Source organism: Nonomuraea jabiensis, assembly GCF_014204795.1.
In the GTDB taxonomy this organism is placed as follows: domain Bacteria; phylum Actinomycetota; class Actinomycetes; order Streptosporangiales; family Streptosporangiaceae; genus Nonomuraea; species Nonomuraea jabiensis.
Genome location: NZ_JACHMB010000001.1, coordinates 3,367,146 through 3,386,887, shown reverse-complemented (window position 1 = coordinate 3,386,887; position 19,742 = coordinate 3,367,146). Strand labels below are relative to the sequence as shown.

Sequence of the window (19,742 nt, the reverse complement as noted above, 5' to 3'; positions counted from 1 at the left end):
CATAAAGATGCATCGCACACTATCCAGGCCAAAGAGGTGAATAGCCTGGTCAGGGCGTCAAGAAAACGTATAAATCGGAGACTGACCAGTACAGTCTCAGCACTATCGGCCCGACCGTAACAAGATGCCCGGTTTGTGAGGAGATCATGCCCGGCCGGTGATCACGTCTCTGGTCCGGCAGGCCGCTGACCAGCAGAGTTGCACCCAGTCGATGTGAAGGAGTCGTCATGGGTGCCCTGCTCCAGCGCCGGGACTTTCGCAAGGCCACGTCCGCGTGGCATGGCCCGCTCAGCTACTGCGCGGCGGCGATGGCGGTGCTGGCCGTCGGTTGCGCGATCGGGCTCGCGGTGGACGGGCGGACGCTGATGGGCCAGGGGGTGTGGCTCAAGCCGGTCAAGTTCGCGATCTCCCTCGGGCTCTACGCGCTCACGCTGGCCTGGATGATCGGCCAGGCCCGCCGGTGGCGGCGGACGCTGTGGTGGCTGGGCACGGTGACCGTGGCCGGTTTCCTCCTCCCGGAGATCACGGCCATCACCTTCCAGGCGGCACGGGGCGTGCGCAGCCACTTCAACTTCGCCACCGGGCTGGACGAGACAGTGTTCATGATCATGGGTGGCGCCGCGTACCTGGGCTGGCTGATGACCTTCGCGATGGGGATCCTCCTGATGGCGCAGCGCCGCCTGGACCGGGCGATGGCGTGGGCGATCCCGCTGGGGCTGGCCATCTCGCTCGCCGGCATGTCCGTCGGCTACCTGATGACCGCTCCCACCCCCGGCCAGGCGGCAGGGCTGGCCAGGGGGCTGAGCCTGACCACGATCGGCGCGCACAGCGTCGGCGCGCCCGACGGCGGCGCCGGCATGCCGGTCACCGGGTGGGAGACCGGCGCGGGCGACCTGCGGGTGGCGCACTTCGTCGGCCTGCACGCCCTGCAGGTGCTCCCGCTGGTCGCGATCGGCCTGCGCCTGCTCGCCCGGCGCTTCCGGGTCCTCGCGGGCGCCGGCACCCGTGCCGCGCTGGTGGTCGTCGCCGCGTTCGGGTACGCGGGGCTCACGGGGCTGGTGCTGTGGCAGGCGCAGCGCGGGCAGGCCCTCGTCCACCCCGACGCGTCGACCCTCGGCGCCGCCGCCGCCCTCGCCGGGCTGGTCTCGGCCTGCGCGACCACGGTCCTGGCCGTCTCCGCCCGCAGGCCCGGGGCGTCGGCCGGGCGGCGCGTTCCGGCCGCCCCGGTCGGTACGGCCGCCTGACCCCGGCACCCGGCAGCCGGCGGCCGAGTGCCTGATCCCCGGCACCCGGCGGCGCAGGGACGTCTCCTAGGCTGCTCGGGTGCACAAGCGGGCGATGCTGATCGTTGTCGTGGTGTTCGCGGGCTTCGCGAGCGTCTATGTGGCCGCCGGCTCGCCCCTGGCGCTGGCCGTGTTCGGGGTGCAGGTCGCCTTCGCCCGGTGGCGGTCGTGGTGGCTGGTCCCCCTCCAGGCCGTCCTGGCGTACGGGTCGGTCCTGCTGTCCGGCTCCTCCGTCGGCGTGCTCGGCTTCGTCGGCGGGTCGTTGCTGCTGACCCGGCTGTGGCCGCTCGCCCTGGCGGTGGCGGCGAGCGCCGCGCTGCTCGGCCCCGCCGACCCGGTGATCAGCATGGTGCTGATCTCCCTGGTCGTCTACGGCCTGACGAAGATGATCGACCGGATCGACGAGGTGAACGCGGCCAGGCTCGCGCTGGCGGTGACGGCGGCGGCCGAGGAGCGGCTGCGCATCGCCGCCGAGCTGAGCGCGGGCCTGGGCAGGGCGCTGGCCACGATCGCCGACGGCGCCCGGACGGGCGATCCCGACGTGGAGACCGCCCGCCGCTCGCTGGCCGAGGCCAGGGCCGCGGCGGCGAGCTACCGGGCCATGTCGCTGGCCCCCGAGATCTCCACCGCCAAGGCCATGCTGACCGCCGCGGGCGTCACCGTGGACGTGCGCGCCGGGCACGCCGAGCCGCTGGGGCCCGCGGGAGCGCTCCTGGCGGCGGTGCTCCGGGAGGCCGTGACGGAGATCGTACGGCGGCGCACCGCCACCACCTGCCGCATCGAGACCTTCGCGGAGGCGGGCACGGTACGCCTGCGCGTCTCCCACGACGGCGCCCGCACGGCCGGCGACGAGAGCCTGGGCGACCTGCCGGCCCAGGTCGAGGCGGCAGGCGGCACGCTGACCGTCGGGCTCACCGACGACGCCCTGGTGACGGTGGAGGCGAGGCTGCCCGCCACGGTCACCGAGCCCGTCCCCGACACGGGCGGCAGCGTGCTGCCGATGGCGCTGCTGGCGGCCGTGCTGGTGGGGTTCTCGGCCAAGGCGCTGCTGGTGGCCGGCTCGCTGTGGCCGGCGGTCCCGCTGGCCGTCATCGTCTTCATGCAGCTGCGGTCGGTCGAGGGGCGGCACCCGGTGGCGCTGTCGATCATGGCGGTGCTGACGTTCGCGCCGGTCCCGCTGTTCGGGCAGTCCTGGCTGGGAGTGGCGGGGTTCCTGGCGGGGCCGATCCTGCTGGCCTTCCCGTGGGCTGCGGCGCTGCCGCTGGTGGCGGCCGTCGTCGCGGTGGTCGCGGCGGCCGGCGTGCTGCTCGGCCTGCCGGTCCCGCTGACCGTCAACTACGCGATCAGCACGGTCGTGACCGGCCTGGTCGTGTACGGGCTGCTCAAGCTGGCCCAGCTGGCCAGGGAACTGCACGAGTCGCGGGACGGCCCGGCCCGCGCGGCCGTCGTCGAGGAGCGCCTGCGTGCCGCCCGTGACCTGCACGACCTCCTCGGACACACCCTGGCGGCGATCCTGCTCAAGTGCGAGCTCGCCCGCCGCCTCGACGCCGGCCGGGCGCGCAAGGAGCTGGACGACGTCCTGTCGATGACCGAGCAGGCGATGCGGGACCTGCGGACGGTGTCGGGCGGGCGCCAGGAGCTGTCCCTGGCCACCGAGGCGGAGTCGGCCCGCTCGCTGCTGGCGACCGCGGGCATCGACGTCCGGCTCGACCTGGGCCACGACACCCTCGGCGGGGAGGCCGACACCACGCTCGGCATCGTGCTCAGGGAGGCCGTCACCAACGTCCTGCGGCACAGCTCGGCCCGCCGGTGCACGATCACCACGTCCGTACGGGACGGCGCCGTACGGCTGAGCGTGCGCAACGACGGGGCACGCGCCGCGGAGGGACGCCGCGGCTCGGCCGGGATCGGCAACCTCACCACCCGGCTGACGGCGCTCGACGGGCGGCTGGCCGTGTCCCAGGAGGACGGCTGCTTCGAGCTGACCGCCACGGTGCCGATCTAGATCCAGCCGGCCTCGGTGGCGATGCGTACGGCGTCGGTGCGGTTGCGGGCGTTGAGCTTGGCGACGATCGCGGTGATGTAGTTGCGGACCGTCCCCGCGCTCAGGAAGAGCCGGCCCGCGATCTCGGTCGCCTCGGCGCCCGCCGCGACCAGCCGCAGGACGTCGACCTCGCGCGGGGTGAGCGGGTTGTCGGCCAGGTTCCAGGCGGTGCTGGCGAGCGAGGGGTCCAGCACCCGTTCGCCCCGCGCCACCTTCCTGATCGCGCCCGTCAGCTCCTCCGGCGAGGCGGTCTTCAGGATGAAGCCGTCCACCTGGGAGGCCAGCGCGCGGCGGAGGTGGCCCGGCTTGCCGTGGCCGGTGAGCATGAGCGTGCGGCAGCCCGGCAGCTTCGCGCGCAGCTCGCCGGCGGCGTCGAGGCCGTCGATCGCGCCGGGCATGTCGACGTCCAGGACGGCCACGTCCGGCTTGTGGACCAGGGCGGCGGAGACCACCGCGTCCCCGGACTCGACCGCCTGGACCACCTCGATGTCGGGCTCGATGCTGATCAGGGTCACGAGCGCTTCCCTGATGACGTGCTGGTCCTCGGCCAGGAGAATGCGGATCACCTGACCATTATGTCCGGATCATGATGAGGTCATGGCGGGGTCGTGACCGGCTCTCTGGTGGCGGAAAGCGCAGATCAGCAGGCTTGAACCATGACAGAGGCAGTGCGGTTGGACGCGGTGAGCAAGGTGTACGGCAGGGGCCGGAGCGCGGTGGCGGCCCTGCGCGAGGTGTCGATCGCCATCCCCCGGGGCACCTTCACCGCCGTCATGGGCCCCTCGGGCTCGGGCAAGAGCACGTTCCTGCACTGCGCCGCCGGGCTCGACGTCCCCAGCTCGGGATCGGTACGCCTGGGCGGCACCGACCTGGCGGGCATGGACGAGAACGCGCTGACCGAGCTCCGGCGGCGGCGCGTCGGCTTCGTCTTCCAGGCCTTCAACCTGGTCTCCGCGCTGACCGTGACGGAGAACATCACGCTGCCGCTCATGCTGGCCGGCACCCGGGTCGACCGGGGCTGGTTGCGGGAGGTCGTGCACCGGGTGGGCCTCGACGGCCGTGCCGGGCACCGCCCGGCCGAGCTCTCCGGCGGCCAGCAGCAGCGGGTGGCGATCGCCAGGGCGCTGGTGACCAGGCCGGAGGTGGTGTTCGGCGACGAGCCGACCGGCGCGCTGGACACGATGACCGCCCGCGACGTGCTGACTCTCCTGCGGGAGGTGGTCTCCGGGCTGGGCCAGACCGTGGTGATGGTCACCCACGACCCGGTGGCGGCTTCGTACGCCGACACCGTGCTGTTCCTGGCCGACGGCCGGATCGTGGACGCGATGGCGGCTCCCACCGCCGAGAAGGTGGCCGGGCGCATGACCGGGCTGGGGGCGTGGAACTGATGATCTCCTTCGCGTTGAGGATGCTCCGCCACCGCAAGGCCGGGTTCGCCGGCGCGTTCGTGGCCCTGCTGTGCGCGGCGGCGCTGGTGACCGCGTGCGGGATGCTGCTGGAGACGGGCCTGCGCGGCGGGGTGGCGCCCGAGCGGTACGCCGGCGCCCCCGTGATCGTGGCGGGCGACCAGTACGTCCGGCAGACCAAGGAGAGCGGCAAGGAGAAGGCCAAGCTCCTGTCCGAACGCAGGTGGATCCCCGCCTCCCTGGCGCGGGACCTCGCCCGCGTGCCTGGCGTGACCAAGGTGGTCACCGAGGTGAGCTTCCCCTACGCGGGGTTCACCGCCCACGGCTGGGAGTCGGCCGCGCTCACCCCGTTCACGCTCGCCGAGGGGCGCGCCCCCGAGGCCGCGGACGAGGTGGTCGTGGACGCCCGCCACGCCGGCCGGACGATCCCCGGCCACCGCGTGGTGGGGGTGACCGCGCAGGCGCTGCCCGGCCAGGACACGATCTTCTTCACCACCGGCGAGGCCCGCCGCCTGGCCGGGCGCGACGGCCTGGTGACGGCGATCGGCGTCTGGCCCGGAGTCGAGGTCGCCGTCGAGGTTGCCGTCAAGGGCGCCATGGTCTACACCGGCGACGAGCGCGGGGCGGTCGAGTTCCCCGAGGCGGAGAACTCCCGGGTCAGGCTCATCAGCCTGGGCGGCGCGCTCGGCGGCACCTCGCTGCTGGTGGCGATCCTCGTCGTGGTGGGCACGTTCGCGCTGTCCATGCAGCAGCGCCGGCGTGAGCTCGCCCTGCTGCGGGCCGTCGGCGCCCTGCCGGGCCAGGTCAGGAGGCTCGTCGGCGGCGAGGCCCTGCTCATCGGGGCGGTCGCCGGGGCGCTCGGCTCCGGGGCCGGGATCGCGCTCGGGTTCTGGCTGCGGTCCAGGTTCGTCGACCTGGGCGCGATGCCGGCGAACCTGCGGCTGGTGGTCAGCCCGTTCCCCTCGATCGTGGCGGTCGTGACCACGCTGGTGGTCGCGTGGGTGGCGGCGCGCGTCTCGGCCCGCCGTACGACGCGGATCAGGCCGGTGGAGGCGCTGGGAGAGACGGCGCTGCCCGCCGCCGGGATCCCGCCGGTGCGGCTGGTCGCGGGCCTGCTCGCCCTGGCCGGCGGCGTGGTCCTGACGATCGTGCTGGCCGGCCTGAACACGGAGGCGGCCTCCAGCCCTGTCACCATGCTGACCGCGCTGGTGTGGACGATCGCGGTCGCCCTGCTCGGGCCGCTGGTCGCGCGGGCGGTGACGGCGCTGCCGCTGCGCGCGCCCGGCGTGGCCGGCTACCTCGCGCGCAAGAGCCTGCGCGCCGGCACCGGACGGCTGGCCTCGGTGATCGTGCCGTTGACCCTGATGACGGCGATGACGTGCACGATCCTGTTCGTGCAGACCACCATGGGGCACGCCGCGCAGGACGAGCTGGGCGCGGGCGTCAGGGCCGACCACGTGCTCGGCCCCGGCGCCTCCGCCGCCGCCGCGCGCCAGGTGCCCGGCGTGCGTGCCGTCACGGAGGTGCTGCGCACGTCGGTCAGGATCGATCTCGAGAAGTACGCCGTCCAGGCCGTCACGCCCGGCGGCCTGGACCGGACGATGGATCTGGACGTGGTGGCGGGCTCGCTGGACGGGCTCGGCGACACGTCGGCGGCGATCAGCCGCACCGCCGCCGACCGCCTGGACGCCGGCCTCGGAGACCGGGTCGGTCTGGTGCTCGGCGACGGTACCCCCGCCGAGGTGCGGGTCGTCGCGATCTACGCCCGCGGTCTCGGCTTCGGCGACCTGACCCTTTCCCGGGGGCTCGTCGCGGGCCACGTCGACGACCCGCGGGGCACCGTCCTGGTCTCCGGCGGGGACCGCGAGGCGCTCCGGCGGGCGTCGGGCGGGGCGGTGCTCGACGGGGCCGGGGCTGCTGAGGTGGACAGCCCCAACGCGGCGGTCACGTACGTCGCCATGGGCCTGATCATCGCCTTCTGCGCGATCGCCGTGGTCAACACGCTGGCCATGTCCACCCTGGCCAGGTCCAGGGAGCTGGCCCTGCTGCGGGTGGTGGGCACGACGCGGCGGCAGGCGGCGCGGATGCTGCGCGCGGAGACGCTGACGGCGACGGTCGTGGCGGTGGCCCTGGGGACGGCGATCTCGCTGGTGACGCTGGCCGCCTTCAGCGCGGGGATGACGGGGTCGGCGCTGCCGTACGTGCCTTCGGGCGCGTACCTCGCGGTGGTCGCCGCGGTGGCGGCCCTGGCGCTGGCGGCCACGGCCGTCCCGGGCAGGTTCGCGCTGAGCTGCCGTCCGGCGGACACGCTCGCGGCGCGCGAGTGACGGGGCCGGGGTTCAGGCGGGCAGCCAGCGGAGCCAGCCGCCGTGCATCGCCGAGAACGCGACCGGACGCCCGTCGAGCGCGAGCGCGTAGGTGAGGACGTCCGCCGGCGGCCGCTCGGGGAGCCGGGCGTCCACGCCCGGCAGGACGCCCGGGTCCTCCTGGGCGATCCAGTGGCCGCCGAGCCGTTGGACCTGCTCCACGAACGTGGCGCGCCCGTCGTCCGGCACGTAATAGAGGACCGCGGTGTGGTAGACGACGAGCGTGGCGTGCGCGGGCGCCTGGGCGGCCACCTCGCCGAGACGCGCGTTGAGGTCTCCCCGCACGATGCGGGGCGGATCCCGGCGAGCCAGCTCGATGGCGGTGTCCAGGCGCCGCAGGCGGTCGTCCTGTCCGGGCCAGACCAGCGTACGGAGCCACCGCACGTCGTCGGGGTCGGTGACGTCGAGGGGGTTGAGGTCGATGCCGGCCCGCCAGGCGACGGTCACCGCGCCCGGCTCGGGGAAACGCGACTCGCCCTCGGTGCGGCAGCGCAGCCGCAGCGGGCTGTCCACGTCCCCGGCCAGGCTCCCGTCGTAGTCGTAGCCGTAGCGATCGGGCAGCAGGCACAGCCCGGCCGACGCGCCGACCTCCAGCAGCGCCAGCGGCTGCGGGAGCGAGGCGAGCAGCGGGTAGAGCGCGGCGCACCGGCCCGCCTCGTTGGTCTGGGTACGCCGGGAGAGCATCGCGGCGACGACCGCGTCCCGGTGGTCGAGCACGGACCGGCGGAACTCCTGGTAGCCGGCGGGCGTCCCCGCGACGTAGCGGGCGGCGGCGAACAGCAGGTTGGGCTGCCGCTTGGCGGGCGGGAGGCCGGACAGCAGCGCGATCAGGTCGGGGTCGTCCGCCACCCCGGAGGCGAGCTGCTCGTAGAGCGGCGACGAGCCGCGGGCCTCCCTCGACGCGAAGCGCCGGTACTGTTCCGCGGTCGTCGGCTCCATGATCGACACTCTAAGGCCCGCCCCCGGGAGCGGGGCGGGCCGGGTGGGTGTCACTTGCGATAGATGTGGATGTTCTTGAGGTAGTTGTCGCTGCGCGCCGACATCCCTGCCCGGCCGTAGAGGCCGGCCTTGAAGTAGTGGGTGGCCGCCCCGCGGTCGTTGAAGCTGGTCCGGTACTGGCGGTTGACGAAGATGTGGATCTTGCCGATGCCGGTCTCGTGGACGACGTTGAGCCGGATGTACTTGTCGTACACGGGGGCGTAGATCTGCGTCGTGGAGTCGTAGTAGTTGATGCTGTCGGTGTTCATGGCCAGCGTCATGAACGCCGTCGCCGACGTCGCGCCGCCGAAGACCTGCATGACGCACATCCGGTGCGTGCCCGCCCCGATCTTCATGTCGCACTCGAACTGCGCGTCCCCCGAGGTGTAGTCGTTGTGGAAGCGCAGCTCGCTGCGCGGGCCCGAGTCCTGGCCGGGGAAGGTGCTGGGGTCGGTGTCGTACACCCAGAAGTGGTGCTCGCCGGTGGCGGCGTCGTAGGTGTGGCGGGTCCTGTCGGGCGGCTGGTGGACGGAGTAGCCGGAGAAGATCTCTGTCCAGCCGGACCCGATGGGGCCCGCCGCCTGGGCGGCGGCGGCCCGGGCAGGCGTGCCGCCGAGGAGCGGGACGGCGAGGCCGGCCATCGTGCCGCCGAGCACCGCGCGGCGGCTGGGTGCGTGATCCATGCGTTCCTCCTGGGGGGGAAGTCGGAGTGCGGCGGAGCGGCGGTTTGCGAAAAGTTGCGAAAATCGGCCTGCCGGAAAAGTAGGCGAAACGTCGGATGGCGTCAAGGGCTTGTTCGAGACGGCAGACTTAGGGGGCGGAAGGATGTGAACAGTGGACGACATCACGACGGAGCGGCGGAGCACGATGGCCGACATCGCGGCCAAAGCCGGCGTCTCGGTCTCGACCGTGTCCAAGGTGCTGCACGGAAGGTCGGATGTCTCCGCGAAGACCCGGGGCAAGGTCCAGCGGCTGCTCGGCCAGCACGGCTACACGCTGCCGGGCCGGCACGAGCACCCCGGCGGCCTGATCGAGTTCGTCATCAACGAGCTGGACAACCCCTGGGCGGTGGAGCTGATCCGCGGCGCCGAGGAGGCGCTGCAGGCCGAGGGCATGGGCCTGGTCGTCTCGGCCGTGCACAAGCGGAGCAACCTGGCCCGCCAGTGGCTCGACGACCTCGGCACGCGCGGCTCGCTCGGCGCGATCCTGGTCATCTCCGAGCTCTCGGCCGACCAGGAGCGCGAGCTGCGGCGGCTGGGCATCCCGTTCGTGGTGGTGCAGCCGTCCGTGGACGAGGGCCCCGACGTGCCCTCGGTCGGCTCGACCAGCTGGAACGGCGGCTTCACCGCGACCAGGCACCTGATCGAGCTCGGCCACCGGCGGATCGCGATGATCACCGGTCCCGCGCACCGGCTGACCTCGCGGGCCCGGCTCGACGGCTACCGCGCCGCGCTCGACCAGGTGGGCATCGAGGTCGACCCCGCCCTGATCCGGCACGGCGACTACAGCCACGAGCCGGCCTACCACCACGCCGTGGAGCTGCTGGACCTGCCCGACCGCCCCACGGCCGTCTTCGCGGGCAACGACATCCAGGCGCTGGCGACGTACCGGGCGGCCCACGCGCGCGGCCTGCGCGTGCCGGAGGACCTGAGCGTGGTCGGGTTCGACGACCTGTCCTTCGCCCAGTGGATCGCCCCCACGCTCACCACCGTGCGCCAGCCCCTGGCCAACATGGCGGCCATGGCCGCCCGCATGCTGATCCAGCTCATCAACGGCCAGGAGCCCGACACGCCGCGGGTCGAGCTGGCGACCAGCCTGGTGGTCCGCGAGAGCACCGCGCCGGCGCCCGCTGATCCGGGAAGGGCTCGCTGACCCGGCAGCCGGAAAAAGAAATGTCTGGTCTGTCGATCCGGGCCAGGTGAGTTCGACGCGTTGGCGAGAGACCTCGTAGGAAGGAAACGCCATGCAGAAGATCACCACGTTCCTCTGGTTCGACGACCAGGCCGAGGAGGCCGCCGGGTTCTACACCTCGCTCTTCAAGGACTCGCGCGTCCTGGAGGTCACGCCCGGGCCCACCGGGGCGGCCATGGTGGTGACGTTCGAGCTGGCCGGGCAGCGGTTCATCGCGCTGAACGGCGGCCCGGAGTTCAAGTTCACCGAGGCCATCTCGCTCTACGTCGACTGCGACTCGCAGGAGGAGGTCGACGAGCTGTGGGCGAAGCTCACCGACGGCGGCGAGGAGTCGCAGTGCGGCTGGCTGAAGGACAGGTACGGCCTGTCCTGGCAGATCATCCCGCGCCGGCTCCAGGAGCTGATCGGCGACCCCGACCCGGAGCGGGCACAGCGCGCCGTCAAGGCCATGCTGGGCATGGGGAAGATCGACGTCCAGGGCCTGGAGGACGCGGCCAACGGCTAGTCGCGGGCGGACGGGCGGGCCGTCCCGGTCCGCCCGCCTGTCGCGTTCCGGTAGCGTCGGCGGCCATGAGCCTCTCACGCGTACGCCCTCCCGCCGTGGCAGACGAACGTACCCAGCTCACCGGCTGGCTCGACATGCAGCGCGCACTCGTGCGGTGGAAATGCGAGGGCCTGTCGGAGGAGGACGCCCACCGGCCGGTCCTGCCGACCTCGCCGCTCATGACGGTGGCGGGGCTGGTCTCCCACATGCGCTGGACCGAGCACTGCTGGTTCGAGGTGCTCTTCCTGGGCCGCGACTCGGCCACCAACCCGCAGTTCGACGAGGCGGTGGAGGATGCCGACATGCGGGTCGAGGGCGTCCCGCTGGCCCGGCTCCTCGACGAGTACGAGCAGCAGTGCGCGGTCTCCAACGAGATCGTCGCCGCGCACTCGTTCGACGAGGTGGGCGAGTTCCCCGGCTTCAGCTCGGGCGCCGCCACCCTGCGCTGGATCCTGATCCACATGGTCGAGGAGACCGCCCGGCACGTCGGCCACCTCGACACGGTCAGGGAGCTGCTCGACGGCGCCAAGGGCTACTACTGAGCCAGCGGCTTCTCGTAGCAGCGGGTCAGGGGGGCGTCCACGTACTTGCCGTACGGCTCGATCGGCCGGTACGCGCACCGCTCGTACAGCGCGATGGCCTCGGGCTGCCGCAGCCCGGTCGCCAGCCGCAGCCGCCGGTAGCCCAGATCCCAGGCCAGCCCCTCCAGCGCGCCCAGGATGGACGTGGCGATGCCGCGCCCGCGATACTCGGGCAGCACGAACATCCGCTTGAGCTCCCCGGTGAGGTCGTCCACGCGCTGCACGGCGCCGCAGCCGACGGCCCGGCCGTCCACCGACGCCACGAGGAACCTCGCGCCCGCCTTGACCTGCGAGCGCCCCTCGGGCCCGTAACGCGCCACCAGCTCCGCGAACGCCGCGTCGAGCAGCTCGGCCAGCTCGCCGTCCTCGGCGGCCCGCTCTTCGATCAGCATGCCGATATGGTAGGGATCGCCCCTTACAGGCCGAGCATCTGGGCGGGCTCGGCGATGACCTGCTGGATGATCAGCCCTGCCGCACCCAGCACGGCGGCGTCCGCGCCGGTGCCCGAGACCACGAGGGCGGGCGGCGTGCCCCGCATGTGGCCCAGCCGGGTGCCCAACCCCTCCGCCACCGGCCCTTCGAGCCAGGGGAAGAGCGGCGCGTAGATCCCGCCGAGCACGATCCGGCCCGGGTCGAGCAGGTGCACGGCCGAGGTGAGCGCCACGCCGAGCGCGTGCCCGGCCCGCCCGCACGCCTCCAGCGCCCGCTGCTCCCCCGACTCCAGCCGCGTGACCAGCTCGGACACCGAGGGCAGCGCCCCCAGGAGGGCGTCCTGGCCGGCGTACACCTCCAGGCAGCCGCGCCCGCCGCACCTGCAGGCGGGCCCGTCGGGCACCACGACCACGTGGCCCAGCTCGCCCGCCAGCCCGAACGTCCCCCTGAACAGGGTGCCGTCCACCACGAGCCCGGCGCCGATGCCGATCTCGCCGGACACGTAGAGGAAGTCCGTCTCCCGCGAGCCGAACCACAGCTCGCCGAGCGCCGCCAGGTTCGCCTCGTTGTCGATGGCGAAGGGCAGGTCGACGAGGTCCGGCACGCGTACGTCCCGCCAGCCCAGGTGCGGTGCGTTACGCAGCACCTCGCCCTCGACCGTCCCCGGCACGGCCAGTGCCGCGCCGATGATCCGCAGCCCGGCCAGCTCGGCCTCGGCCGTCGTCTCCTTCACGAGGTCGCGCAGGCTCCCGAGGATGTCCACGGGGTCGGAGTTGCGGTTGTCGGCCGGCCGGGTACGGCGCAGCCGCACGGCCCGGGTCAGATCGACGACGCACGCGGCCAGGTAGTCGATGTTGATCTCCAGCCCCAGCGTGGCGACCCGGTCGCCGCTCAGGCTCACCGCCACGCCCGGCCGCCCCCGCTCGCCGCCCCGCACGGCCCCGCTCTCGGCCACCGCCCCCGCCTCGATCAGGTCGGAGACCAGGCTGGACACGGTGGTCTTGGTGAGCCCCGTCATCTCGGCGAGCGCCGCGCGGGTGTGAGGTCCTGATCGGTGGATGGCACCCAGGACTACGGCCAGGTTACGGGCACGCATGGAATCATGCCGTACCCCTCTTGACGCGACCATGCCTGCCTCCTCAGGATTATGTACAGATTATGGACTAATCCCCGAGGAGCGCACCTAAATGACCGATTTCATCCCGACCCCGACCGACCGGTTCACCTTCGGCCTCTGGACGGTCGGCTGGCAGGCGCGCGACCCCTTCGGCGACGCCTCGCGGGCGCCGCTCGACCCGGTGGAGACCGTCCACAAGCTCTCGGAGCTGGGCGCGTACGGCGTCACCTTCCACGACGACGACCTGCTCGCCGTCGAGCCCGACCGGGACAAGGCCATCGCCGCGTTCAGGAAGGCCCTGGACGAGACCGGGATGAAGGTCCCGATGGCCACCACGAACCTGTTCACCCACCCGGTCTTCAAGGACGGCGCGTTCACCAGCAACGACCGCGACGTCCGCCGGTACGCGCTGCGCAAGGTGATCAGGAACATCGACCTGGCCGCCTCGCTCGGCGCCAAGACGTACGTGTGCTGGGGCGGCCGCGAGGGCGCCGAGTCCGACGCCGCCAAGGACGTCAAGGCCGCGCTCGACCGCTACAAGGAGGGCCTGGACACGCTCTGCTCGTACGTGCTGGAGCGCGGCTACGACCTCCGCTTCGCCCTCGAGCCCAAGCCGAACGAGCCGCGCGGCGACATCCTCCTGCCCACGATCGGCCACGCCCTGGCGCTGATCAACGAGCTGGAGCACCCTGAGATGGTGGGCCTCAACCCCGAGGTCGGCCACGAGCAGATGGCCGGGCTCAACTTCGTGCACGGCATCGCGCAGGCGCTGTGGCACGGCAAGCTCTTCCACCTCGACCTCAACGGCCAGCACGGCCCCAAGTACGACCAGGACCTGATCTTCGGCCACGGCGACCTCAAGAGCGCCTTCTTCCTGGTCGACCTGCTGGAGAACGGCGGCTACGACGGCCCCCGCCACTTCGACTACAAGCCGCTGCGCACCGAGGACGCCCAGGACGTGTGGGACTCGGCGGCCGCGAACATGCGCACCTACCTGATCCTCAAGGAGAAGTCGCGGGCCTTCCGCGCCGACCCCGAGGTGCAGGAGGCCCTGCGCGCCTCCCGCGTGGACGAGCTCGCCCAGCCTACGCTGGCGCCGGGCGAGACCTGGGCCGACCTGGCCAAGGACGACTTCGACCCCGAGGTGGCCGCCGCCCGCGGCTTCCACTTCACCCGGCTCAACCAGCTCGCACTCGAGCACCTCCTGGGGGTACGCGGATGACGAAACCCATCAGTGTCCAGCTCTACACCGTCAGGGACGCGCTGGCGGCCGACCGCGACACGGTGCTGAGCCGGATCGCGGAGATCGGCTACCTGGCCGTGGAGCCCTTCGACCCCACGACGGACCCCAAGGGCTTCCGCGAGGTCATGGACGACCTGGGGCTGACGGTGTCGAGCACGCACGCGTACGCGCTGCTCAGCAAGGAGCCGGCGGAGGTCTTCGACGCCATCGCCACGGTCGGCACCGACCTGGTGATCATCCCCGGCGGCATCGAGCACGAGGAGTTCACCACGCGCGACGGCCTGTCGCGCACGGCCGATCTCCTGAACGGCTTCGCCGAGCAGGCGGCCCGGTACGGGATGCGGATCGGCTACCACAACCACTGGTGGGAGATCGAGCCCGAGATCGACGGCCGGCACGCCATCGAGGTGCTGGCCGACCTGCTCGCTCCCGAGGTGTTCCTGGAGATCGACACCTACTGGGCGGCGGTGGGCGGCGCGGACGTGCCCGCCCTGCTCGGCCGCCTCTCCGAGCGCATCCTGGCGCTGCACGTCAAGGACGGCCCGGTGGTCAAGGGCGAGCCGCACACCGCGGTGGGCCGCGGTGTCATGCCGGTGCCCGAGATCCTCGCCGCCGCGCCCGACGCCTGGCGCATCGTCGAGCTCGACGAGTGCGCGACCGACATCTTCGCCGCTCTCGCGGACAGCCACGCCTACCTCACCTCCCTGGAGGGCTCTTGAGCAACGGCCCCATCGGCGTCGCCCTCGTCGGCGCCGGGAACATCAGTGGCCAATACCTCCGAAACCTCACCTCCTTCCCCGATGTCCGCGTGCTGGGCCTCGCGGACATCGACACCGTGCGGGCCGCCGCGGTCGCGGCCGAGTACGGCGTCCCCGTGTCGGGCACCCTCGCCACGGTCCTGGCGGTGCCCGAGGTCGAGATCGTCGTCAACCTCACCGTCCCGTCCGCGCACGCGGCCGTCGCGCTGGAGGCGCTGCGCGCCGGCAAGCACGTGTACGGCGAGAAGCCGCTGGCCATGAACGTGGACGAGGCCGCCAAGGTCGTGGCCGAGGCCGCCAACCTGGGCCTGCGGGTCGGCGGCGCCCCCGACACGTTCCTGGGCGCCGGGCTCCAGTCGGCCCTGCACGCCCTGCGCTCCGGCCTCATCGGCGAGCCGGTCGCCGTCACGTCCGCCATCCAGAACCTGGGGCCGGAGTCCTGGCACCCCAACCCCGAGTTCTTCTACCAGCCGGGCGGCGGCCCGCTCTTCGACCTCGGCCCCTACTACCTGACCGCCCTGGTGTCGCTGCTCGGGCCCGTCACCCGGGTGGCGGCCGACACCCGCAAGGCGCGGCCGCACCGCGTCGTCGGCTCGGGGCCCAAGGAGGGCCTGGTCTTCCCCGTGGACGTCCCGACGCACGTCAACGCGCTGCTCGACTTCCCGGGGACGGCGACGGCGACGGCCACGTTCAGCTTCGACTCGCCGGTTCCCCGCCGGATGATCGAGATCATCGGCACCGAGGGCGCGCTGTCGCTCCCCGACCCCAACACCTTCGAGGGGCCGCTGCTGGCCCGGGGGGCGCGCGACGCGGACTGGCGCGAGCTGCCGGTGTCGGGCACCACGGCCGGGCGCGGCATCGGCGTGCTCGACCTGGCCAGGTCGCTCCGGGCGGGCACGGGGCACCGGGCGTCGGGGGAGCTGGCGTACCACGTGCTCGAGCTCATGTGCGCCATCTCGGAGTCCGGCGAGCGCGGGGAGTTCCTGCCCATCACCTCCACCACGACCGCTCCGGACCCGCTCCCCGCCGACTGGGACCCGTACGCGGCGACCCTCTAGACGAGTAAGTCCTAAGTAGCTGCGGTACGGAGTGCGTACATAACGAAGGGTGTTGACGATCGGTTTGTGACAACAGACCTCAACACCCTTCTCACCGCACTGTACGTCAGCATCGACGACTGGCTCGGACATCAGCCACGACTGGGACGCAAGCCGAAACTCACCGACGCCGAACTGCTCACCCTGGCCGTCGCCCAGGTCCTGCTCGGCATCCACTCCGAGGCGCGCTGGCTGCGCTACGTCCCCAAGCACCTGCCCGGCGCCTTCCCCTACCTGCCCGGCCAGTCCGGCTACAACAAACGCCTGCACAAGGCCCTGCCGCTGCTCAAACGGGCCATCCGGGCGCTGGCATCCGACACCGACCTGTGGAGCGATGCGGTGTGGGTGGCCGACTCCACTCCGATCGAATGCGGCCGCTCCCGCCCCACCACCCAACGCTCGAACCTGGCCGGCTGGGCCGGCTACGGCTACTGCCGCTCCCACTCCCGCTACTTCTGGGGCCTGCGCCTGCACCTCATCTGCACCCCCGCCGGACTACCCATCACCTGGGCCCTGGCCACCCCCAACATCGACGAACGCCAGGTGTTGATGGCCATCTGCGAGCACGACCCGCACCTGCTCGCCGACCGGCCCGGCCTGCTCATCGTCGCTGACAAGGGCTACATCTCCGCCGAACTGGACACCTTCCTGGCCGAGCGCGGCGTGCGGCTGCTGCGCCCGTCCTACCGCAACCGCACCCCTCGCCCCGGCGAAGAGCTGCTCAAGCCGATCCGCCAGCTGATTGAGTCCGTCAACGACACGCTCAAGGGCCAGCTCGACCTGGAACTGCACGGCGGACGCACCGTCACCGGGGTCGGCGCCCGCATCGCCCAGCGCATCCTGGCCCTGACCGCCGCCATCTGGCACAACCGAGCCACCGGCCAGCCCATCACCCGATCCCTGATCGCCTACGACCACTGACCCGACTTAGGACTTACTCGTCTAGCGGCCCCGCCCACCCGCCGCTCCGGCGCCGGGTGGGCGACCCGAGGACCGGCGACACGGCGGGTTTGGTTGGTAACGCGTTGGCTTGGGCGGCGCGGAGCCGCAAGAATGGCGCGATGGCGGAAAGTGCCGAGACCGACTGGGTCTCCAGGTTCGCGGACGAGGTCATCAGCGAGGCCGAGCGGCGCGCGCCCGGCAAACCGATCGTCTGCGCCTCGGGCCTGAGCCCGTCGGGCCCGATCCACCTGGGCAACCTGCGCGAGGTCATGACCCCCCACCTGGTGGCCGACGAGATCCGGCGGCGCGGCGTCGAGTGCGTGCACCTGCTGTCCTGGGACGACTACGACCGCTTCCGCAGGGTGCCCGCGGGCGTCGACCCGTCGTGGGCCGAGCACATCGGCAAGCCGCTGACCTCGGTGCCCGCCCCTCCCGGCAGCTCGTACGCCAGCTGGGCCGAGCACTTCAAGGCGCCCATGATCCGGGCCCTGGAGGAGCTGGGCGTCGAATACCGCGGCATCAGCCAGACCGAGCAGTACACGCGCGGCGCCTACCGCGAGCAGATCCTGCTGGCCGTGCGCGAGCGCGCGAAGATCGACGCCGTGCTCTCCCGCTACCGGTCGAAGCAGGTGGAGGAGTACTTCCCGTACAAGCCGTACTGCGACCTGTGCGAGCGCGACCTGACGACGGTCACCGCGTACGACGACGCGACCACCGAGCTGGCCTACACCTGCGAGTGCGGCTTCGGCGAGACCGTGCGCCTGGCCGAGCACGACCGCGGCAAGCTCGTCTGGAAGGTCGACTGGCCGATGCGCTGGGCCTACGAGGGCGTGGTCTTCGAGCCGTCGGGGGTCGATCACCACTCTCCCGGCTCGGCGTGGATCGTCGGCGGCCAGATCGTGGGCGAGGTGTTCGGCGGCCGGCAGCCGATCGGCCCCATGTACGCGTTCGTCGGCATCACCGGCATGGCCAAGATGAGCAGCTCCAAGGGCGACGTGCCGACTCCGGCCGACGCGCTGGAGATCATGGAGGCGCCGGTGCTGCGCTGGTTGTACGCCCGCCGCAAGCCCGCCCAGTCCTTCAAGATCGCCTTCGACCAGGAGATCCAGCGGCTCTACGACGAGTGGGACGCCCTGGGGCGCAAGATCGCGGACGGTCAGGGGCAGCCCGCCGAGCTGGCCGCGTACAGGAGGGCGGTGGGCACGGCCGCGGGCCCGCTGCCGGCCACTCCGCGCCCGGTCCCGTACCGGACGCTGGCCTCCATCGTGGACGTCACGACCGGCGACGCCGAGCAGACCCTGCGGATCCTGCGCGACCTCGACGCGATCGAGGCGCTCGACGAGGCCCGCCCGCGCCTGGACCGGGCGCAGCGCTGGGTCGATGCCCACGTGCCCGCCGAGGAGCGCACGCGCGTGCGCGAGGAGCCGGACGAGGAGCTGCTCGACTCGCTCGGCCAGGACGAGCGCGAGTCGCTGCGGCTGCTGTCCGACGGGCTGGACGACTGGTCGCTGGACAGCCTCACCACGCTCGTGTACGGCGTCCCGAAGCTCCAGGCGGGCCTGCCGGCCGACGCCAAGGCGACGCCCGAGCTGAAGGCGGCGCAGCGGGCCTTCTTCGCCCTGCTCTACAGGCTGCTGGTCGGCCGCGACACCGGCCCCAGGCTGCCCACGCTGCTGCTGTCCATAGGCGCCGACCGGGTGCGGAAGCTGGTCGGCACGTGAACGGCGCCGTCCTGATCACCGGCATCTCGGCCGCCGGCAAGTCCACGGTGGCGCAGGCGCTGGCCGAGCGGCTGCCGCGCTCCGCCCACGTGCGCGGCGACGCCTTCCGCCGCATGGTCGTGGGCGGCCGCGCCGAGATGACCCCCGACCTCGACGGCGAGGCGGTCCGCCAGCTGCACCTGCGTCACCGGATAGCGGCCAACACCGCGGACCTGTATTTCGAAGCCGGATTCACGCCAATAGTCCAGGACGTCATTCTTGGACCGGACTTGGAACGGTTTACGAAATTGATTCATACTCGTCCTCTTCATGTAATCGTCCTGGCGCCCGACCCGGATGAAGTGGATCGCCGCGAACGTGCCCGCCCCAAGGTCGGTTACGGCTCCGACTGGACGATTGCCCAGCTCGACGGGTCGCTCCGGGCCGAGACCCCGCGCATCGGCCTGTGGCTGGACACCACCCGCCAGACCCCGGAGGAGACCGTCGACGAGATCATCGCGAGGGCCGCGGAGGCGCTGGTCCGATAAATGACGGACCAATGCAAGGCGGTGTCAAGTGACTTGCATGTGTGGGGAGTCATCTTGATTCCATGAACAAGCAGCCTTTCGCCGCCAGCGTCAGTGTCATCGTCCCCGCGATGAACGAGGCCGAGAACCTTCCCCACGTCTTCGCTACGCTGCCCGACTGGATCGACGAGGTGATCCTGGTCGACGGCAACTCGACCGACGACACCGTCGCCGTAGCGCGCAGGCTGCGCCCCGACCTCCGGGTCGTCGTGCAGAGCCGGCGCGGTAAGGGCAACGCCCTCATCGAGGGCTTCCAGGCCGCCCGCGGCGACATCATCGTCATGATCGACGCCGACGGCTCGACCGACGGCCGGGAGATCCACTCCTTCGTCTCCACCCTCCTCGACGGCGCCGACTTCGCCAAGGGCTCCAGGTACGCCCCTGGTGGCGGCTCGGACGACCTCAGTCCGATCCGCTCGCTCGGCAACAAGGTCCTCACCGGGATGACCAACCTGCTCTACGGCACCCGCTACACGGACCTCTGCTACGGCTACAACGCCTTCTGGGCCCGCCACCTCGACGCCCTCGAGCTCGACTGCGACGGCTTCGAGATCGAGACCCTGATGAACGTCCGCGCCGCCCAGGCCGGCCTCATCATCCACGAGGTCCCCAGCCACGAGCGCTCCCGCATCCACGGCGTGAGCAACCTGAACGCGGTGCGCGACGGCTGGCGCGTGCTCAAGACGATCATGCGGGAGCGGATGCGGGGGTCAGCCGTGCCGGCGCAGACCCAGGTCGCCCTCGCAAAGTGAC

19 protein-coding genes are annotated in these 19,742 nt (G+C 72.1%); 14 read left to right on the top strand and 5 right to left on the bottom strand.

Translation table 11 applies throughout. The annotated features are described in order from the left end of the window. Window positions 1-227: 227 nt before the first annotated feature. Together HD596_RS15180 and HD596_RS15175 are read left to right on the top strand one after the other, a co-directional pair. Window positions 228-1,244 carry a hypothetical protein gene (locus HD596_RS15180; RefSeq protein ID WP_185069865.1) on the top strand — a complete coding sequence of 339 codons (1,017 nt, stop codon included), beginning with the start codon at window positions 228-230 and terminating at the stop codon, window positions 1,242-1,244. Between the two features lie 94 nt (window positions 1,245-1,338). Continuing rightward, the gene (locus tag HD596_RS15175) at window positions 1,339-3,288 is read left to right on the top strand and encodes a sensor histidine kinase (RefSeq protein ID WP_185069864.1); all 1,950 of its coding nucleotides are present in this window, start codon (window positions 1,339-1,341) and stop codon (window positions 3,286-3,288) included. On the opposite strand, the gene HD596_RS15170 is transcribed toward HD596_RS15175, so the two are convergent. Next, window positions 3,285-3,893 carry a response regulator transcription factor gene (locus HD596_RS15170; protein WP_185069863.1) on the bottom strand — a complete coding sequence of 203 codons (609 nt, stop codon included), beginning with the start codon at window positions 3,891-3,893 and terminating at the stop codon, window positions 3,285-3,287. The genes HD596_RS15175 and HD596_RS15170 overlap by 4 nt on opposite strands. Window positions 3,894-3,983: 90 nt before the next feature. Between HD596_RS15170 and HD596_RS15165 the strand changes: the two genes are divergently transcribed. Continuing rightward, window positions 3,984-4,715 carry an ABC transporter ATP-binding protein gene (locus HD596_RS15165; RefSeq protein ID WP_185069862.1) on the top strand — a complete coding sequence of 244 codons (732 nt, stop codon included), beginning with the start codon at window positions 3,984-3,986 and terminating at the stop codon, window positions 4,713-4,715. Continuing rightward, window positions 4,715-7,060, top strand: a complete 2,346-nt coding sequence (locus tag HD596_RS15160; RefSeq protein WP_185078491.1) for an FtsX-like permease family protein — start codon at window positions 4,715-4,717, stop codon at window positions 7,058-7,060. Before HD596_RS15165 ends, HD596_RS15160 begins: the two co-directional genes overlap by 1 nt. Window positions 7,061-7,072: 12 nt before the next feature. On the opposite strand, the gene HD596_RS15155 is transcribed toward HD596_RS15160, so the two are convergent. Then, a complete protein-coding gene (locus HD596_RS15155; RefSeq protein ID WP_185069861.1) occupies window positions 7,073-8,038 on the bottom strand; it encodes a DUF2332 domain-containing protein in 966 nt (321 codons plus the stop codon). 50 nt (window positions 8,039-8,088) lie between these two features. Further along, window positions 8,089-8,760, bottom strand: coding sequence for a polysaccharide lyase family 7 protein (locus HD596_RS15150; RefSeq protein WP_185069860.1), 672 nt, complete (start codon window positions 8,758-8,760; stop codon window positions 8,089-8,091). Between the two features lie 151 nt (window positions 8,761-8,911). Between HD596_RS15150 and HD596_RS15145 the strand changes: the two genes are divergently transcribed. The 3 genes from HD596_RS15145 to HD596_RS15135 all read left to right on the top strand — a co-directional run bounded on the left by HD596_RS15145 (window position 8,912) and on the right by HD596_RS15135 (window position 11,074). After that, window positions 8,912-9,949 carry a LacI family DNA-binding transcriptional regulator gene (locus HD596_RS15145; protein WP_313044113.1) on the top strand — a complete coding sequence of 346 codons (1,038 nt, stop codon included), beginning with the start codon at window positions 8,912-8,914 and terminating at the stop codon, window positions 9,947-9,949. 91 nt (window positions 9,950-10,040) lie between these two features. Further along, a complete protein-coding gene (locus HD596_RS15140; RefSeq protein WP_185069859.1) occupies window positions 10,041-10,493 on the top strand; it encodes a VOC family protein in 453 nt (150 codons plus the stop codon). A gap of 65 nt (window positions 10,494-10,558) precedes the next feature. Beyond that, entirely contained in the window at window positions 10,559-11,074 is a 516-nt protein-coding gene (locus tag HD596_RS15135) for a DinB family protein (protein ID WP_185069858.1), read from the top strand. Here the strand turns inward: HD596_RS15135 and HD596_RS15130 are convergent. Next, entirely contained in the window at window positions 11,068-11,505 is a 438-nt protein-coding gene (locus tag HD596_RS15130; RefSeq protein WP_185069857.1) for a GNAT family N-acetyltransferase, read from the bottom strand. The two genes, HD596_RS15135 and HD596_RS15130, sit on opposite strands and share 7 nt — an antisense overlap. Before the next feature lie 23 nt (window positions 11,506-11,528). Continuing rightward, a complete protein-coding gene (locus HD596_RS15125; protein ID WP_246554466.1) occupies window positions 11,529-12,641 on the bottom strand; it encodes an ROK family transcriptional regulator in 1,113 nt (370 codons plus the stop codon). Window positions 12,642-12,732: 91 nt separating this feature from the next. Between HD596_RS15125 and xylA the strand changes: the two genes are divergently transcribed. The 7 genes from xylA (at window position 12,733) to HD596_RS15090 (ending at window position 19,741) form a co-directional block, all read left to right on the top strand. After that, window positions 12,733-13,884, top strand: a complete 1,152-nt coding sequence (xylA, locus tag HD596_RS15120) for a xylose isomerase (protein WP_185069855.1) — start codon at window positions 12,733-12,735, stop codon at window positions 13,882-13,884. Next, window positions 13,881-14,624: a sugar phosphate isomerase/epimerase family protein gene (locus HD596_RS15115; RefSeq protein ID WP_185069854.1), complete on the top strand. Its 744-nt coding sequence runs from the start codon at window positions 13,881-13,883 to the stop codon at window positions 14,622-14,624. The genes xylA and HD596_RS15115 overlap by 4 nt, the downstream gene beginning before the upstream one ends. Further along, complete coding sequence (locus tag HD596_RS15110; protein ID WP_185069853.1) at window positions 14,621-15,721, top strand: Gfo/Idh/MocA family protein; 1,101 nt, start codon at window positions 14,621-14,623, stop codon at window positions 15,719-15,721. The genes HD596_RS15115 and HD596_RS15110 overlap by 4 nt, the downstream gene beginning before the upstream one ends. Window positions 15,722-15,787: 66 nt before the next feature. Continuing rightward, the gene (locus HD596_RS15105) at window positions 15,788-16,681 is read left to right on the top strand and encodes an IS982 family transposase (protein WP_185067915.1); all 894 of its coding nucleotides are present in this window, start codon (window positions 15,788-15,790) and stop codon (window positions 16,679-16,681) included. 140 nt (window positions 16,682-16,821) lie between these two features. Then, the gene (gene lysS, locus HD596_RS15100) at window positions 16,822-18,423 is read left to right on the top strand and encodes a lysine--tRNA ligase (RefSeq protein WP_185069852.1); all 1,602 of its coding nucleotides are present in this window, start codon (window positions 16,822-16,824) and stop codon (window positions 18,421-18,423) included. Continuing rightward, entirely contained in the window at window positions 18,420-18,950 is a 531-nt protein-coding gene (locus HD596_RS15095; RefSeq protein WP_185069851.1) for an AAA family ATPase, read from the top strand. Before lysS ends, HD596_RS15095 begins: the two co-directional genes overlap by 4 nt. 62 nt (window positions 18,951-19,012) lie before the next feature. Then, window positions 19,013-19,741 carry a glycosyltransferase family 2 protein gene (locus HD596_RS15090; protein WP_185069850.1) on the top strand — a complete coding sequence of 243 codons (729 nt, stop codon included), beginning with the start codon at window positions 19,013-19,015 and terminating at the stop codon, window positions 19,739-19,741. Window position 19,742: the final 1 nt, after the last annotated feature.

What these genes read in the sequence shown, in the direction of transcription:
- HD596_RS15180 (WP_185069865.1), top strand. Translation starts at nt 228, where the DNA reads ATGGGTGCCCTGCTCCAGCGCCGGGACTTTCGCAAGGCCACGTCCGCG.
- HD596_RS15175 (WP_185069864.1), top strand. Translation starts at nt 1,339, where the DNA reads ATGCTGATCGTTGTCGTGGTGTTCGCGGGCTTCGCGAGCGTCTATGTG.
- HD596_RS15165 (WP_185069862.1), top strand. Translation starts at nt 3,984, where the DNA reads ATGACAGAGGCAGTGCGGTTGGACGCGGTGAGCAAGGTGTACGGCAGG.
- HD596_RS15160 (WP_185078491.1), top strand. Translation starts at nt 4,715, where the DNA reads ATGATCTCCTTCGCGTTGAGGATGCTCCGCCACCGCAAGGCCGGGTTC.
- HD596_RS15155 (WP_185069861.1), bottom strand. Translation starts at nt 8,038, where the DNA reads ATGGAGCCGACGACCGCGGAACAGTACCGGCGCTTCGCGTCGAGGGAG.
- HD596_RS15150 (WP_185069860.1), bottom strand. Translation starts at nt 8,760, where the DNA reads ATGGATCACGCACCCAGCCGCCGCGCGGTGCTCGGCGGCACGATGGCC.
- HD596_RS15140 (WP_185069859.1), top strand. Translation starts at nt 10,041, where the DNA reads ATGCAGAAGATCACCACGTTCCTCTGGTTCGACGACCAGGCCGAGGAG.
- HD596_RS15135 (WP_185069858.1), top strand. Translation starts at nt 10,559, where the DNA reads ATGAGCCTCTCACGCGTACGCCCTCCCGCCGTGGCAGACGAACGTACC.
- HD596_RS15130 (WP_185069857.1), bottom strand. Translation starts at nt 11,505, where the DNA reads ATGCTGATCGAAGAGCGGGCCGCCGAGGACGGCGAGCTGGCCGAGCTG.
- HD596_RS15125 (WP_246554466.1), bottom strand. Translation starts at nt 12,641, where the DNA reads ATGCGTGCCCGTAACCTGGCCGTAGTCCTGGGTGCCATCCACCGATCA.
- xylA (WP_185069855.1), top strand. Translation starts at nt 12,733, where the DNA reads ATGACCGATTTCATCCCGACCCCGACCGACCGGTTCACCTTCGGCCTC.
- HD596_RS15115 (WP_185069854.1), top strand. Translation starts at nt 13,881, where the DNA reads ATGACGAAACCCATCAGTGTCCAGCTCTACACCGTCAGGGACGCGCTG.
- lysS (WP_185069852.1), top strand. Translation starts at nt 16,822, where the DNA reads ATGGCGGAAAGTGCCGAGACCGACTGGGTCTCCAGGTTCGCGGACGAG.
- HD596_RS15090 (WP_185069850.1), top strand. Translation starts at nt 19,013, where the DNA reads ATGAACAAGCAGCCTTTCGCCGCCAGCGTCAGTGTCATCGTCCCCGCG.